Source organism: Flavobacterium sp. (assembly GCF_031423415.1).
Lineage (GTDB): Bacteria > Bacteroidota > Bacteroidia > Flavobacteriales > Flavobacteriaceae > Flavobacterium.
Genome location: NZ_JANPFL010000102.1, coordinates 49,997 through 66,764 on the forward strand (window position 1 = coordinate 49,997; position 16,768 = coordinate 66,764).

A 16,768-nucleotide genomic window follows, 5' to 3' on the forward strand; every position below is an offset into this window, starting at 1 on the left:
TGTTTGTGAAATTTATTTTATAAATTAGCTGTCACATTTATTAACTAAATAGTTGTTTTAAAATAAAGTTTTTTATTTTTGCCAACAAATTAAATTTTAAAATTAAAGATTATGTCAGACATTGCATCAAGAGTAAAAGCGATTATCGTAGACAAATTAGGCGTTGACGAAAACGAAGTTGTAACAGAAGCTAGCTTCACTAATGATTTAGGAGCTGATTCATTAGACACAGTAGAACTTATCATGGAATTCGAAAAAGAATTTGACATTCAAATTCCAGACGACCAAGCTGAAAACATTGCTACCGTAGGTCAAGCGATTTCTTATATCGAAGAAGCTAAGAAATAATAAAAAACACCCAAATTTTAATAAATTTCAATTAACAAAAAACAAATTTCAAATATTGAAATTTGGAATTTTAAAATTTGGAATTTCTAGAAATTGGGTGTTATTATTTTAAAACTAAATTTCGATTGAATTTCAATCAAAACAATATTTAAAATAAAACTACCCATGTCTCTTTTGTACTAATATTACAGAGAAGAAAGCGTGGGTTTTATTTGTTGAAAATAGATAAAAACCGTAAGTTATGGTATTGAAAAGAGTTGTAGTTACTGGCCTAGGCGCGCTAACTCCTATAGGGAATAATATACAAGAGTATTGGAATGGCCTTATTAATGGCGTTAGTGGAGCCGCAACAATAACTCATTATGATGCTTCAAAGCACAAAACCCAATTTGCTTGCGAAGTAAAAAACTTCAATGTTGAAGATTTTATAGACCGAAAAGAAGCTCGAAAGATGGATCGATATGCGCAATATGCTATCGTTACTGCTGAAGAAGCTGTAAAAGATGCTGGTTTCGATCTTGAAAAATTAGACAAAGACAGAGTAGGTGTTATATGGGGTTCAGGAATTGGTGGATTGGAAACTTTTCAAAATGAAATGCTTGATTTTGCCAAAGGAGACGGAACTCCCCGATTCAATCCCTTCTTCATACCCAAAATGATTGCCGATATCGCTGGCGGTCATATTTCTATAAAATACGGATTCAGAGGTCCGAATTTCACAACTGTTTCGGCTTGCGCTTCCTCTACAAATGCTATTATTGACGCATTCAATTACATTCGATTAGGTCAGGCAGATGCAATGATAACTGGCGGTTCAGAAGCCGCAGTAACCATCGCTGGAATGGGAGGATTTAATGCCATGCACGCTTTATCAACCAGAAATGACGATCCCAAAACAGCTTCCAGACCAATGGACAAAGATCGCGATGGTTTTGTTCTTGGAGAAGGAGCAGGAACTTTAATTCTTGAAGAATACGAACACGCCGTTGCTCGTGGCGCTAAAATATATTGCGAAATTGGCGGAGGAGGAATGTCTGCCGATGCGTATCATATTACAGCTCCACATCCTGAAGGGTTGGGCGCAAAAAATGTAATGTTAAATTGTTTGAGAGATGCTGGTTTAACTCCTACAGATGTTGATGGTGTAAATATGCATGGAACATCAACCCCGCTGGGAGATATGGCCGAATCTAAAGCTATTTTGCACGTTTTTGGAGAACACGCTTATACCATGAATTTGAATTCTACAAAATCAATGACAGGTCATTTACTTGGAGCGGCTGGCGTAATAGAGACGATTTCTTCTATCCTTTCCATAAAACACGGAATTGTTCCACCTACCATAAATCATTTTACCGATGACGAAAGTATTGATTCTAAATTGAACTTTACTTTTAATGTAGCCCAAAAAAGGGATGTAAAAGTCTTAATGAGCAATACTTTTGGTTTTGGAGGTCACAATGCTTGCGTTCTAGTAAAAAAATTAGACATCTAATTCTTAGAATGAAACTTATTAGAAAAATATTTTCCAAATCCCGTTCTCCTGAAGACGGGATTTTTTTTGATTCTATAAGCGAAATTCTAGGATTTGTACCCATTAATTTGGAGTATTTTAAAAAAGCATTCACACATCGTTCCTCTAATAAACAAGATGAAGCAGGAAATGCTTTTAGTTACGAACGATTAGAATTTCTTGGAGACGCCATGTTAAGTTCTGTAATTGCCGCTCACTTATTCAATAAAGTACCTGCTGGCGATGAAGGCTATTTAACGAAAATGCGTTCGAAAATTGTGAGTAGAGAACACTTAAACGAACTAGGGAAAGACTTAAATCTTGTTCGCTTTATAGACAGTAAAGTTCCTGTGCACCATTTTGGAGAAAATATTCACGGTAATATTTTTGAATCTTTGGTTGGTGCCATTTATTTGGATCGAGGATATGAATATTGCGAAAAGTTTATTCAAAAAAGTGTTGTTACTCCTTATGTAGATATTGCAAGATTAGAAGGCAAAGTAATTAGTTATAAAAGCTTGTTAATTGAATGGTGTCAGAAAGAAAAAAAACAATTTCACTATGATATTTTTGACGATAACGGAATTGATGGACAACGTTTTTTTGGTGTAAAATTAAGCATAGATGATAAAGTTATTGCAAAAGCTAGAGCTACTTCAAAAAAGAAAGCAGAGGAAAAAGCATCGCAAAGAGCTTATTTTGCGTTTCAAAAAAAAATTGATGCCAAATAGCCGAAATTTCTTTAATTTATAACGTTTTCGCTTTTGAATTACAAAATACTTGCTTTTTTTGAAGACAATGCTGCAATAGAAATACTATATTTACACCTTATTTTTTCAATCAAATGGCTGTTCATAAATTACATTTTGATGATTTTGATGAAATTAATTATCAACTAGTTGCTATACATACTTCATTAGAAGATTATAGATTAGCCTATTTTATTAATCAAAAACTGACGATAAATTTAAGTAGTAACAAGAATGAAATTCATATCAATATCAAAGAGGGAGAGACAAAATTCTCAAGATTTTATTATTATGAAAAGGAAAAGGAGATTTCTTGGAATTTGATTCAAAACAAAAATGAAGTAATTCAAAACAAAAAGGATAACAATCAAAATCTATTTTCAAATTTGAATATGGAAGTGTCAACAAAAGTGTTTTTACTTCCTGAGTTTAAAAAAGTAGATTATTTTTTAAAAATAGATAACACGGAAGAAGTAATGGATAGTGCAGCAATTCAGCTTCTATTAAATACAATTGAAAACATATCGACAGCTTATTCAGTTGATACACTTAAAATAAAATCAAAAAATAATTTAATTTTTTAATATCAATGTCAACAAACAAAAAAACAAAAATTGTAGCCACTCTTGGACCTGCATGTAGTACAAGAGAAATCATTAAGGATATGATTGACGCAGGTGTAAACGTGTTTAGAATTAATTTTTCGCATGCTGATTATAGTGATGTAAAGGAAAGGATTGCACTAATTAGAGGGCTTAACGAAGAGTTTGGCTACACCACAGCAATTTTAGGAGATTTACAAGGGCCAAAGCTTCGCGTAGGAATTATGGAAGAAGGTGTGGTTGTAAATGATGGCGATTTAATTACGTTTACAACTGCCGAAGATATTATTGGAACTGCTAAAAAAGTATTCATGAAGTACCAAAATTTTCCAAATGATGTGAATCCTGGAGAACGTATTTTACTTGATGATGGTAAACTTATTTTTGAAATTATTGAAACCGACAAAAAAACGGAAGTAATAGCCAAAGTAATTCAAGGCGGAGAACTGAAATCTAAAAAAGGGGTAAATCTACCAAACACAAAAATATCACTTCCTGCATTAACTGAAAAAGATATAGCCGATGCCATATTTGCTATTGAACAAAAAGTAGATTGGATTGCGCTATCCTTTGTAAAAACACCTCGAGATCTTCAGGACTTACAAGAATTGATTGCAAAATATTCTGATGAAAAAATTCCTATTATTGCTAAAATAGAAATGCCCGAAGCGCTTGTCAATATCGATAAAATCGTTGCTTATTGTGATGCATTGATGGTAGCTCGTGGTGATTTAGGCGTTGAACTTCCAGCACAAGAAGTGCCATTGGTACAAAAGCAATTAATCCTCAGAGCCAAAACCGCTCGTATTCCTGTCATTGTGGCTACCCAAATGATGGAAACTATGATTAACAGCTTGACACCAACTCGTGCCGAAGTGAATGATGTAGCTAACTCCGTTATGGATGGAGCTGACGCAGTTATGCTCTCAGGAGAAACAGCAACAGGTCTTTATCCTGTTCAGGTAATCGAAAAAATGACCCAAATTATCGAAGCCGTTGAAGATTCTCCACTTATCAAAGTACCACAAAATACGCCACAAGTAAGAACCAACCGTTTTATTACTAAAACAATCTGTCATCACGCAGCACTTACCGCTAATATTATTGAGGCAAAAGCCATTTGTACCTTGACAAATAGTGGTTATACTGCTTTCCAAATTTCGGCTTGGAGACCATCAGCTCATATTCTAGTTTTTACGTCTAATAAACGAATCCTAACACAACTCAATTTGTTGTGGGGTGTAAAATCTTTCTTTTATGACAAAATGAAAAGTACGGACGATACAATTGCAGATGTAAACGAAATAGCAAGAGAAAAAGGCTATGTAAATAAAGGCGAATATCTTATCAATTTAGCCGCAATGCCTTTAAAAGATAAAGGAATGGTTAATACATTGAGAGTTTCTGAAATTTTATAATTCCAAAAATTCACATTCAAACAAATCCGCCTGTTTTAGCAATAAAGAAGGCGGATTATTTTTTGATTGAATTTATTTTTTAAGTTACCTTTGATAAAAATTAAACTAAAATAGTATGGCATTCGAATCGAAAAATCCGTTTTTAAATAATAAATCATTTTCAGCGACATCAGCATCATCTGATAGCAAAGTGCATAACGCTACACTTATTGATTACAATCAAGATATGACTTTGGCTGGAACAATCAATAAAACATTAATCCTGTTTTTATTGCTTACCGCATCCGCAATAGTAGTTTGGTGGATGGCTTTTAACGGGATGAACCCAATGTTACCTACTATTGGTGGTGCGATTATAGGATTAATTTTAGTTGTAATTGCCGCATTTAAACCTCAGTATTCGCCAGTTTTAGCTCCTGGTTATGCCTTATTTGAAGGTTTGTTTATTGGTGGAGTTTCAGCTATTTTTGAAGCTAGATATCCAGGAATTGTGATACAAGCCGTAGGTGCTACTTTCGTCACTTTTGCAGCATGTTTGGGATTGTACAAATTCAAAATTGTAAAAGTTACCGAACAATTCAAATCGGTTGTTGTGGCTGGAACACTTGCTATCGCTACTTATTATTTGATTTCGTGGTTGTTTTCAATGTTTACTAGCTTTGTCCCTATTCATTACGGCAACTCGATGATGAGTATAGGCATTAGCGTTTTTGTTATTGTCGTTGCAGCATTGAATTTGTTTTTAGACTTTGACCGTATGGAAAACGGAGTAGAACAAAAAATGCCAAAATTTATGGAATGGTTTGCCGCAATGGGCTTAATTATCACTTTGGTGTGGTTGTATATTGAGTTCTTAAGATTACTTTCTAAACTGAATCGAAAATAAAAATTATTTTTTTCAAAATATAGAACCATCTGCCAACGCGGATGGTTTTTTTGTTAAAAATCAAATTTCAACTGCACTACAACTGTCTTTTTTTCTTCGGTATTCAAATTACTTAAGGATATTCCAAGCAATCGAACGGAATCTTTCATTCTTTCTTGATATAAAAGCTCTTTGACCGCTTCCAAAATCAATCCTTTATCAGAGATAAAATACGGCAAAGTTTTACTTCGAGTTTGTTGGGTAAAATCACTGTATTTAATTTTAAGTGTAACTGTTTTTCCCGCAATTCGATGTTTTTTTAATCTATTTTCTAATGAGTTGGCAATGTTTTCCAACTGTTCTATCATAAAAATTTCGGAGGATAAATTCACATCAAAAGTGTGTTCCGCAGCAACAGATTTTGTAATCCGATCTGATTTCACCTCACTATTATGAATGCCTCGCACGACATAATAGTAAAAACTTCCAGATTTCCCGAAATTTTTTTTAAGGAATTCCAACGATTTGCTTTTTAATTCTAAGCCTGTGAAAATGCCCAATTGATACATTTTTTCGGTGGTCACTTTTCCAACACCGTAGAATTTTCGGATGGGCAATACCTCTAAAAAAGAAATAACCTCATCAGGATTAACGGTTTTTTGCCCGTTGGGTTTGTTGTAATCACTAGCAATTTTGGCCACAAATTTATTGACTGAAATCCCAGCGGAAGCTGTCAAACCTACTTCATTAAGAATGCGTAATCGTATTTCTTGTGCCAACAAAGTGGCGCTTGGATTTCCTTTTTTGTTTATTGTAACGTCAAGATAGGCTTCGTCAAGTGACAGTGGCTCGACCAAATCGGTGTATTCGTAAAATATTTTTTGAATTTTATTAGATATTTCCTTGTAGCGTTCAAATCTTGGTCGAACAAAAATTAAATCGGGACAATTTTTTTTGGCCAAAACTCCACTAATTGCACTCCGGACTCCAAATTTTCGAGCTTCATAACTTGCTGCTGCAACAACTCCCCGATTTTCGGCACCACCAACCGCAATGGGTTTTCCGCGCAATTCGGGATTGTCCATTTGCTCTACCGAAGCAAAAAAAGCATCCATATCGATGTGTATGATTTTTCTATTTGGAAATGTTTCTGGCATAAAGCAAATTTATAAATTTATTACACAGAGATTCACAAAGAGACAACAGAGATTCGCAGAGAATTTGTAAATTTGAAATGGATTAAATTAATAAATGAAAACTGGCGGAAGCTTCAAAAGATTGCTTCGTGCCTTGCAATGACAAAATGTTAGAAATAGAAAGAAAATTTCTCGTCACCTCGAATGCCTTCAAAACTGAGGCATTTACTCAAAATCGCATTTCGCAGGGTTATTTGAGCTCTGTTCCCGAAAGGACGGTTCGTGTTCGAATAAAAGGAAATAAGGGATTCTTGACTATAAAAGGAGCCTCTAATGAGTCGGGCTTATCTCGTTTTGAATGGGAGAAAGAAATTCCTGTTGATGAAGCTAACGTGTTATTGAAATTATGTGAAAAAGGGGTAATCGACAAAACCAGATTTGAGGTAAAAATGGGGAATCACATTTTTGAAATTGACGAATTTTATGGCGAAAATGAAGGCTTAATTATGGCCGAAATTGAATTGAAATCTGAAACCGAAACTTTCGAAAAACCAAACTGGCTTGGTGCAGAAGTGACCAATGATAATCGGTATTATAATTCGTATTTGAGCCAGAATCCTTATAAACAATGGTGATGCTTATTTTTGAAGTACTTCCATAGTTACTGTCATATTTCCAGACGATTTATTTCCAGTAATTTCCATAAAAGCTCGCCTCGAAAGATCAATCTCTCTTGATCTCACGAATGGACCTCTATCATTAACTTCTACAATTACTGATTTCCCATTAGATTCATTGGTGACTTTTACAATAGTTCCAAAAGGTAGTTTTTTATGTGCTGCAGAAAATTTATTTTTATCATATTTTTTTCCGCTTGCCGTTTTATGATTGTGGAATTTATCGGCATAATAGGAAGCGTGAGCTGATTTTTTATAGAGTTTAAACTTTCCTGCTCCAATAAACAAACTGTCTACTATAACTTCTTGTTGATCAAATAAAGGTTTTGTTTTTTTGACAGTATCTATTGCCAGCAATTTTTCTGTTTTTGCAATGGCAGATTTGTTTTTATTTAAGCTGTCCTTATACTTGGTGGCCGCTTTTTTTTCTTTAGTTGAAGTTTGTCCGATTGCTAGTCCAAGAAAAGTAATGCATATAAAAAGCGTTAGCGCTTTTTTACCCCAGTTTATAAAATTACTTTTTTGATGTTTTTGACTTTTCAATTGAATACTAAACTTTAGTTAAACTTCATTTAACAAATACGATGCTTAGGTAAAAAAAGTCCTTTTCAGGACTTTTTATGTTTTTTAAAACCACAAATTCCAGGGAATTTTACTTAAAATAAGTACTAATCCCAAGCCATAATAAATGGAGAATGTTTTGAATTTGGATTCGCTGGTTGTTAGCTTTTTATGTTTCACCCAACCAACCGTTATTAAGATAATTGCTATAATATTCGTTACTGGATGCTCTAACGAGGTTAATCTTAGCGCAGCATCTTTCATTTGTCCTAAAGAGGCAAGTCCTAATGGAGAAATAAACCACACGATAAAACCAATTACTAACTGTGTGTGAATAAGTGATAATGTAATGATTGCTATTTTACGGTCTAGAGGAGAGAATTCTTTTTTAGAAAATAATCCAATTGCAGCGTTAACGACAGCAATTATTAGTGCCAAAAGGGCCAAATAGGCAAAGCCAGAATGCGCTTTTTGAATGATTTCGTACATAAATTTATTTTTTGTTTTAACAAATATAAATAAAAAAAGCATAAAAAAACGGCATTCATTTTTAAAGCGATGCCGTTTTTGAAATTATTAAGGTTTTCTTTTAGAAATTGTAACGTATACTAAAGTTCCAAGTTCTTCCAAAACCGAAGAATACTTGCTTAATAAAATTACCCTTTAAAAAACTATAATTCTATTTACTCTTCAAAAAATGATTCAATAAAAATGTTGTAGAACTATCGTGAGTATTTACGCTTTTCGAGTTGATTTCATCTAAAATAGAATTGGCCAATTGTTTTCCAAGTTCCACTCCCCATTGGTCATAACTAAAAATATTCCAAATAATTCCTTGTACAAAAATTTTGTGTTCGTATAACGCAACCAAAGAACCCAAAGCTTTAGGGGTCAATTTTTGTATTAAAATAGTGTTTGTAGGTTTGTTTCCGGTGAATACTTTAAAAGGCAAAAGGAATTTTGCTTTTTCTTCAGACAGTCCTAGTTTGACGAACTCAGCTTGTACTTTTTCTGCTGATTTTCCTTGCATTAAAGCCTCAGTTTGTGCAAAAAAGTTGGACATCAGTTTGTCGTGATGATCTTCATTGCCGTAAAGTGGCTTTACAAATCCAATAAAATCTGTTGGAATCAGTTTCGTTCCCTGATGTATTAATTGAAAAAATGCATGTTGCGAATTGGTTCCTGGTTCTCCCCAAATAATTGTTCCCGTTTGATAACTTACAGGTTTTCCGTCCCGATCTACACTTTTTCCGTTGCTTTCCATAAATCCTTGTTGCAAATAGGGCGCTAATTTTTGCAAATATTGACTGTACGGAATTAATGCTTCGCTTTCCGAACCAAAAAAGTTGTTGTACCAAATGCTTAACAAAGCCAAAACAACTGGGATGTTTTTATCAAAATCCTCGGTTTTGAAATGTTCGTCCATTTCGTTGGCGCCATTCAATAATTCATTGTAATTTTCAAAACCAACGGCTAAACTTATCGAAAGACCGACGGCGCTCCAAAGCGAAAATCGTCCGCCAACCCAGTCCCACATTGGAAAAATAGTATCAGGATTAATTCCGAATTCAGTTACTCTTTGTATATTGGTGGAAACAGCTACAAAATGTTTAGCAACATCTTCTTGCGAAGCTGATTTCAAAAACCATTCTCTTATGGTTTCTGAATTAGTCAATGTTTCTTGAGTGGTAAATGTTTTAGAAACGATTACAAAAAGCGTCGTTTCAGGATTTAATAGTTTTATGATTTCATTTACGTGGTCTCCATCAACATTAGAAACAAAATGAACGTTCAAATGATTTTTATAATATTGCAAAGCTTCGACAACCATAGCTGGACCAAGGTCTGAACCACCAATTCCGATGTTGACAACATCCGTAAATAGTTTTCCTGTAAATCCTTTTCGGTCGCCGTTTACAATTTCATTGGTGAAACTTTCTATTTTACTTTTCACTTCATAAACTTCTGGAATTACATTCTCTCCATCAACTTTAATAGCAGCTGTTTCTTTGGCACGCAAAGCGGTATGCAAAACCGCACGGTTTTCGGTTTGATTAATGATATCTCCATCAAAATATTTCGCAATTGAATCTTTCAATTGTACTTCGTTTGCCAATTCAAGCAATAAATTTACTGTTTCCTGATTGATGATATTCTTTGAATAATCCATCAAAAAATCATTCCATTGTATATGAAATTGTGATGTTCTTGCGTGGTCTTTTTCAAAGAGCGTTGCCATAGAAACCTTTTGCATTTCCTGAAAATGTTCCTGTAGTTTTTGCCAAGCTAATGTTGTAGTTGGGTTTGTGTTATGTAATGCCATAATTACTAATTATTTTAGAAAGTGCAAATTTACATTTTTAGTTTGTAACCAAACCAAGCTTTTCATCTTTTAGTGAAAGCTTTTAAAATTTTAGATTACAAATTCGCAACACTATCCAATTCCCATTTTAAGGGTTCTATTTGTTTTTTAAATCGGGGTAGATTTTTTGATTCCATAAGTTGTGAGTTGGGTAATTTCAATCTTAAAGCATCAACTTGTACTCCGTTTTTCCAAAACCGATAACAAACGTGTGGTCCAGTGGCTAAACCTGTGCTTCCAACCCTGCCAATAACACTTCCTTGAGCTACTCTTTGACCTCTTCGAACCAAAATTCTAGACATATGTAAATATTGTGTCGAATACGTTCTGTCATGTTTTACTTTAACAAAATTCCCGTTTCCGGCTGTATAACCCGTTTGCTCTATAATTCCTGATGCTGTAGTCATAATAGGAGTTCCGGTTGGCGCAGCATAATCGGTTCCTTTGTGGGCTTTCCAAATCATTTGCACGGGATGAAACCTACTCCTAGAGAAACGTGAAGTAATATTGGCATATTTTAGAGGTGATTTCAAGAAAAAATTCTTGAGTGCTTTTCCGTTTTCGTCATAATAATCTATTTTGCCAGAATTTTCATTTTGAGCAAAAGGGAAGGCATAGATCATTTTGCCTTTGTATTCAAAAAAAGCCGCGCTCAAACTATCCACTCCATCGTATATGGTGTCATCAATGTATCTTTCCGTGAAAATAACGCCAAACTGATCCCCTTTTTTCAACTTGAAAAAATCAATAGACCAAGCATAGACTTTGATTAATTTATTAGCCAAGGCCGGATCTACTTTTTGCCTTTGCAATTCTTCTGAAAAGGAACCGTTTAATTCTCCGGCGATAGTTCTTTTTTTGATGCGAGTAGGTCGTGTCACTTTCGAAACACTAACGGAATCTCTAAAATCTATAATATAATAACTCGCTCTGTCAGGTTGATAAATCGCATATTGCGGTTTTTTGTACCGGTCTTTTGAACGTAAAAATGTATATGCTTTTCCAATTCTAATGGTTCTCACATCAAAACTGTCTTTCACTTTTTCAATGATATCAAATACTTGTTTATCGCCAAGATTTTGATTTTCTATAAGGCTCCCAAAAGTGTCTCCTTTTTTTATGGTGTCACGAAGCACATTGAAATCGTTGAAATCAAAGCCAAATTGTTCTACCTTTTGCTTGGAAACTTGATCGAGAGTGATAGGCTCGGACTCCTTTTGTTTACAAGAGAATATTGAAAACAAAACAATAATAAAAAGAAATATTTTTTTCAAATTAACTACATTATTCTACTATTTTTCAAGCCATTATTTAATAATCAAGTACAACTTAGACCTTAAAATCAATCGTGCTTTTTGCTTTTAACTTTAAATGGGTATTTCAATTCTTTGTAACTGTCTAAATCTGCTTTTATGGAACCCACTAGAAGATTTGCTTTCACTCTAATTGGTAATCTATTATAATCATCTGATATCCAAATGGTTAAGCTTTCTTCTTCTTTGAAAACACGTCCGGTTTGAACTAACGGCTTAAAAATCATCGTTGAGACGTATCCAAATTTAGTTCTAATATCTTCACGACCTATAAACTTTAACCTAAATTTGGTAGTTTTATCGTCAAAAAACATATCAATAGCTATAGATTCTCCCGGTTTCATTTTGTCAATATTAGGATAATTACGCAAATAATAAAAAGACGACAAAATGTCCTGTGTGTTTTTAGGAATAGTAAATGTCTTTTCAGTTTCGTGTTTGTAATCCTTAACTAAAACTTTGTTTTCAGCGAGATTAAAAAAACCTTCCTGATTTTTGGTATAACCGCCTTCGTCAATTTTTCTAACATATTGATAGGGGATTCCCGTATCTTTATCTATGTAACTTTCGTAATTGTCATTGACTTTAAAAAAAAATCGAGACATTCCAGTGGTATACCCTTTACCAATAATATGATAAACACTTTTTTTATTTAGCATGACCTCTTGTATTTCTAAAGTGGCGTATCCAGCATTTAAAAATCCATAATTTATCTTGAATATAAATCGTTCACCTACACCATATGCGGATTCTCTTTGAGGTACAAATCCAACTGTAGCACTAAATATAAATAATAGAATTATTTTTTTCATTTTTTATTTAACTATTGATTTACTGCCAATGCAAATTTTGTTCCAAATGTATCAAAACAAAAAAACTCAGTCAAATTAATGACTGAGAATTGATACTATTAACTAACCAAAAAAAATATAAACTATGAAATTTATATAAAAAACAGAAGAAAACCAACCCTTCCGATTTTTCAAGTGCAAAGGTACAATTGGTTTTAGTAAAAACGCAATAAAAATAAAGTTTAACATATTGTTTGCAAAGACACAAACTGAATTTAATCAAATTTTTTACACCCTTTAAAAAAAAATTGATTTTACTACATTATTTTTAATTTCTTTTTTTAAAATTTTCGGCTTAAAACCAAAATCCGATACTAAACCAAGTATATCCTTGATTTATTTCGGGCGACCAAGAGTATTTTACTTCAACAGGACCGATTATTGTTTCTAATCCATATCCTAAAGCATATCCTGAATATTTAGGTATTGCTATCCAATCTAAAGAATCAAAAAGATTGTTTTGAATATTGGCGTAATTGGCCGAAAAATTTAAATGGTTTTTTTTAAAAATTTCATAATCAATGCCTATTGAAGATTTTAAATAACTATCGCCAGCAACACTCAGAAAATCATATCCATAGAAAGGTCTGAAATTATTAACCGGTATAAAACCGAAACCACCCAAAACAAAGTCAAAATAAGGCACACTTTTATCTCCAATTGAGAAACCTGCTTCGCTTTGAAATTTGAAAGTAGTTTTTCTGAAAATTTTCGTGGCTACTCCAAGATCGACTTTTACGATGGAAAATGGATTGAATTTTTTAGAATAATTTGAAGATAGTAGATAATTGTGAAGATCACTAGAAAAATAATATCCCTTTGTTGGAAAGTATTGATTATCGAAAGAATCAAATTTCATATAAGCAAAAACACTTCCATAATTACTCTTATCAATTGCAGAATTTGCTATAGAAACCGATTCTGAATTTATTTTTAAATATTTATGCTCTACACCTAGACCTATTAAAAATTTTTGTGCAAATATGGATTGAAAATAAAACTGGTTGGTAAGATCCATAAAATTAATACTTACAGTATTCATGAATGGATCAATAGATAAGCCAGTATATTCTTTTGTACTGTTTTTATTAAATTGATTCAATTGGGATTTAAATCCAACGCTCAAATTGTACCCATTATCAATATAATAATCCAGGTTATATCTTATATTATCGCCAATAATCAAATCGAACGAGGCTACATCGTTTTTAAAAAGTGTATTTTTATTGGTTATATTAGCCAAAACCCCACTTTTATATAATCCGTCAAAATGCAATCCTAATTTTAAATACGTTTTTACCGGATTTTCAATCAAGTTCAAAACCAAGTCATCACCTATTCCATTGGACTCTAAGGAATAAATTACTGTTCCAAAATTATGAGTGGCATCAATATTATTAATTCCTGTTTCTAAATCTTGATATCTAATTTTAGACCCCGATTTAAACTTCAATTTCCCTGCTATATATGCCTTTGAATAATGAACTAAATTGTTACAAACAATATTCATAATATGCAAGCTATCCGATGGTATTTTTAATTTTGGCTTTTGATATGGGTTTGATTTATCGGCCAATTTGTTTAAGTCTTCATAAACTGTAAAGGCAGCTTCTTCGCCTCGTAGGATAATTTCTTTGGCCTTTTCAAAAGATACTGCTCCAATATTTTTGATGTCGGGTTTAATGTAAATATCTGTGTTTTTAGCATTGCCGTTCATTTTTTCAATCATCTGAAGATTAGTGATTTGAAACAAAATTTTAGTAGCGTCTTGAAGCTGGTTTTTGTCTCGTAATCCACTTTGAACATCTACACCAATGATTATATCGGCACCCAATTTTCGAATTTCTTCAATGGGATAATTATTGATAACACCACCGTCAACCAACAATTTTCCATCGAGTATTACCGGTGAAAATACAGAAGGTAATGCTGAACTTGCTATTAATGATTGTGCCAAAACACCTTTATCCAAAACCACTTGTTTTCCTACTTCAATGTCGGTGGCTATGCACAAAAACGGAATTGGAAATTGATTAAAATCCCGCACGTGCCTAACGTGCAGCGTAAGTCGATTAAAAAAATTATAATTAAACATTCCTTTTGAAAGTGATTGTGGAACGCCTATTTTGAAATTATTAAAAGGAAGTACTAAAGCATACAGCTCATCATTTCTTTTTTCATAAAAACTTTTAGAGGAACGCGGAACATAATCAATTAATAAATTATCAAAATTAGTTACAGATACTATTGAGTCTAGTTGTGCCGCATTATAACCGGAAGCATATAGCCCGCCAACTACTGCTCCCATACTAGTACCACCAATGTAATCTATTTTAATTCCTGCCTGTTCCAAAACTTTTAACACCCCAACGTGAGCAAACCCTTTTGCTCCACCACCACTCAAAACCAATCCAATCTTTGGCCTTTTAATAGTGTCTTGCGAAAAAGACGCCTGATAAGTAACTAAAAGAAAAACAAATACGGCAATTTTTCTCATTGTGATTTGCTAATTGGTTTTGTAAAAGTCGGTAATTTTTTTGGCTTTCGATATACCTATAACGTCAGAAATTTCTTTTTCGGTGGCTAATTTCAATCTTTTAACACTTTTGAAGTGTTGAATTAACGCCAGCATGGTTTTTTCGCCAATTCCCGGAATGCTTTCTATGGAAGAATTAAGTGCCGATTTACTTCTTTTGTCCCGATGATGCGTGATCCCAAAACGATGTGCTTCGTTTCGCAGCTGTTGAATAACTTTCAATGTTTCGGACTTTTTATCCAAATACAATGGAATGGAATCGCCGGGATAAAACAATTCTTCCAATCGTTTGGCTATGCCAATAATAGTGATTTTACCACGCAGGCCTAATTCATCAATACTCTTTAAAGCTGAAGACAATTGTCCTTTTCCGCCATCGATGATAATGAGTTGCGGCAAAGGTTCTTTTTCGTCCAATAATCGTTTGTATCTTCTGTAAACCACTTCGGTCATCGAAGCAAAATCATCTGGGCCTTCAACCGTTTTTATATTGAAATGACGATAGTCTTTTTTGCTGGGTTTTCCATCTTTAAAAACTACGCAAGCCGCAACAGGATTGGTTCCTTGAATATTCGAATTGTCAAAACATTCTATGTGGCGTGGCTCTACTGGCAATCTTAAGTCCTTTTGCATTTGCGCCATAATTCGGTTAGCATGGCGATCTGGGTCTACAATTTGCAATTGTTTCAATTGTTCAATTCGGTAAAACTTGGCATTGCGAATGGATAAATCCAGTATTTGTTTTTTGTCGCCCAATTGAGGAACGGTAACTTTGATATTTTCGCCCACTTCAACCGCAAACGGAACAATTATTTCTTTAGATAATAACTGAAAACGTTCACGAAGTTCGATAATCGCTAATTCTAATAATTCTTCGTCAGTTTCGTCCAATTTCTTTTTGATTTCCATGGTGTGCGAACGAATAATTGAACCGTGGGAAATTTGCAAAAAGTTGACAAAAGCAGCACTTTCGTCCGAAACTATCGAAAACACGTCGATATTGGTAATTTTTGGATTCACGATGGTAGATCGCGATTGGTAATTTTCAAGAATTTCGATTTTATCCTTTATTTTCTGGGCTTCTTCAAAATGCATTTTCCTTGCCAAATCAGTCATCAGTTTCTTGAAATCCTTCATTGATTCCTTGAAATTTCCTTTCAAAATTTCGCGAATCGCATCGACTTGTTTTTGATAATTTTCCAAAGATTCAAAACCTTCACAAGGTCCTTTGCAATTGCCAATGTGATATTCTAAACAGACCTTGAATTTTCCGTTTTCGATATTCGATTTACTCAAATCATAATTGCAAGTTCGCAACGGATACAACTCTTTTATCAATTCCAAAATAGTGCTCACCGTCTTGAAACTCGTATACGGTCCAAAATACTCTGAGCCGTCTTTAATCAACCTTCTAGTCGAAAATATTCGGGAGAAAGGTTCTTTTTTGATGCAAATCCAAGGATAACTTTTATCATCACGCAACAAAACATTGTAGCGTGGCATAAGCGTTTTTATGAGGTTGTTTTCCAATAAAAGCGCATCCGTTTCTGTGGGAACGACGATGTGTTTTATGGAGACAATCTTCTTAACCAAGACATTGGTTTTGGCTGTATCGTGAACTTTATTGAAGTAAGAAGCAACTCTTTTTTTAAGATTTTTGGCTTTGCCAACGTATAAAATTTTCCCATCCTTATCATAGTATTGATAAACGCCGGGACCATCAGGCAATGTTTGAATTTGAAGTTCGAGAGTTGGGTTGTCCATATAACAAAGTTAACCTGAAAAAAATGAAGTTCCAAATTCAGAAAATTATAACATCCATAAAGATTATTAGATT

At 33.6% G+C, this 16,768-nt stretch carries 15 protein-coding genes; 7 read left to right on the top strand and 8 right to left on the bottom strand.

Features of this window, described 5'->3' with window-relative positions:
* The first annotated feature begins 111 nt into the window (after positions 1-111).
* The 6 genes from RMO83_RS09160 (at position 112) to RMO83_RS09185 (ending at position 5,516) form a co-directional block, all read left to right on the top strand.
* Complete coding sequence (locus tag RMO83_RS09160) at positions 112-348, top strand: acyl carrier protein (protein ID WP_007137004.1); 237 nt, start codon at positions 112-114, stop codon at positions 346-348.
* Between the two features lie 241 nt (positions 349-589).
* Positions 590-1,843: a beta-ketoacyl-ACP synthase II gene (gene fabF, locus RMO83_RS09165; protein ID WP_310559379.1), complete on the top strand. Its 1,254-nt coding sequence runs from the start codon at positions 590-592 to the stop codon at positions 1,841-1,843.
* A gap of 8 nt (positions 1,844-1,851) precedes the next feature.
* Entirely contained in the window at positions 1,852-2,592 is a 741-nt protein-coding gene (gene rnc, locus RMO83_RS09170; protein ID WP_310559380.1) for a ribonuclease III, read from the top strand.
* A 113-nt stretch (positions 2,593-2,705) separates the two neighbouring features.
* Entirely contained in the window at positions 2,706-3,194 is a 489-nt protein-coding gene (locus RMO83_RS09175; protein ID WP_310559381.1) for an IPExxxVDY family protein, read from the top strand.
* A 5-nt stretch (positions 3,195-3,199) separates the two neighbouring features.
* A complete protein-coding gene (gene pyk / locus RMO83_RS09180) occupies positions 3,200-4,630 on the top strand; it encodes a pyruvate kinase (RefSeq protein ID WP_310559382.1) in 1,431 nt (476 codons plus the stop codon).
* Positions 4,631-4,745: 115 nt separating this feature from the next.
* Positions 4,746-5,516, top strand: a complete 771-nt coding sequence (locus tag RMO83_RS09185) for a Bax inhibitor-1/YccA family protein (RefSeq protein ID WP_310559383.1) — start codon at positions 4,746-4,748, stop codon at positions 5,514-5,516.
* Positions 5,517-5,569: 53 nt separating this feature from the next.
* Here RMO83_RS09185 and dinB read toward each other — a convergent pair whose 3' ends face one another.
* Positions 5,570-6,652, bottom strand: a complete 1,083-nt coding sequence (gene dinB, locus RMO83_RS09190) for a DNA polymerase IV (RefSeq protein ID WP_310559384.1) — start codon at positions 6,650-6,652, stop codon at positions 5,570-5,572.
* 146 nt (positions 6,653-6,798) lie between these two features.
* Here dinB and RMO83_RS09195 point away from each other — a divergent pair, with 146 nt between their 5' ends.
* Positions 6,799-7,266 (top strand): CYTH domain-containing protein, encoded by a 468-nt coding sequence (locus RMO83_RS09195; protein WP_310559385.1) that lies wholly within the window; start codon positions 6,799-6,801, stop codon positions 7,264-7,266.
* A 3-nt stretch (positions 7,267-7,269) separates the two neighbouring features.
* Here RMO83_RS09195 and RMO83_RS09200 read toward each other — a convergent pair whose 3' ends face one another.
* From RMO83_RS09200 to uvrC, 7 genes are all read right to left on the bottom strand, one after another.
* Positions 7,270-7,851, bottom strand: coding sequence for a septal ring lytic transglycosylase RlpA family protein (locus RMO83_RS09200; protein WP_310559386.1), 582 nt, complete (start codon positions 7,849-7,851; stop codon positions 7,270-7,272).
* Between the two features lie 84 nt (positions 7,852-7,935).
* On the bottom strand, positions 7,936-8,358 hold the full coding sequence (locus RMO83_RS09205; RefSeq protein ID WP_310559387.1) for a hypothetical protein: 423 nt from the start codon (positions 8,356-8,358) through the stop codon (positions 7,936-7,938).
* A gap of 190 nt (positions 8,359-8,548) precedes the next feature.
* Complete coding sequence (pgi, locus tag RMO83_RS09210; RefSeq protein ID WP_310559388.1) at positions 8,549-10,192, bottom strand: glucose-6-phosphate isomerase; 1,644 nt, start codon at positions 10,190-10,192, stop codon at positions 8,549-8,551.
* 95 nt (positions 10,193-10,287) lie between these two features.
* Entirely contained in the window at positions 10,288-11,505 is a 1,218-nt protein-coding gene (locus tag RMO83_RS09215) for a peptidoglycan DD-metalloendopeptidase family protein (protein WP_310559389.1), read from the bottom strand.
* A gap of 68 nt (positions 11,506-11,573) precedes the next feature.
* Positions 11,574-12,356, bottom strand: a complete 783-nt coding sequence (locus RMO83_RS09220) for a DUF3108 domain-containing protein (protein WP_310559390.1) — start codon at positions 12,354-12,356, stop codon at positions 11,574-11,576.
* Positions 12,357-12,690: 334 nt separating this feature from the next.
* The gene (locus tag RMO83_RS09225; RefSeq protein WP_310559391.1) at positions 12,691-14,892 is read right to left on the bottom strand and encodes a patatin-like phospholipase family protein; all 2,202 of its coding nucleotides are present in this window, start codon (positions 14,890-14,892) and stop codon (positions 12,691-12,693) included.
* Positions 14,893-14,901: 9 nt separating this feature from the next.
* The gene (gene uvrC, locus RMO83_RS09230) at positions 14,902-16,695 is read right to left on the bottom strand and encodes an excinuclease ABC subunit UvrC (protein WP_310559392.1); all 1,794 of its coding nucleotides are present in this window, start codon (positions 16,693-16,695) and stop codon (positions 14,902-14,904) included.
* Positions 16,696-16,768: the final 73 nt, after the last annotated feature.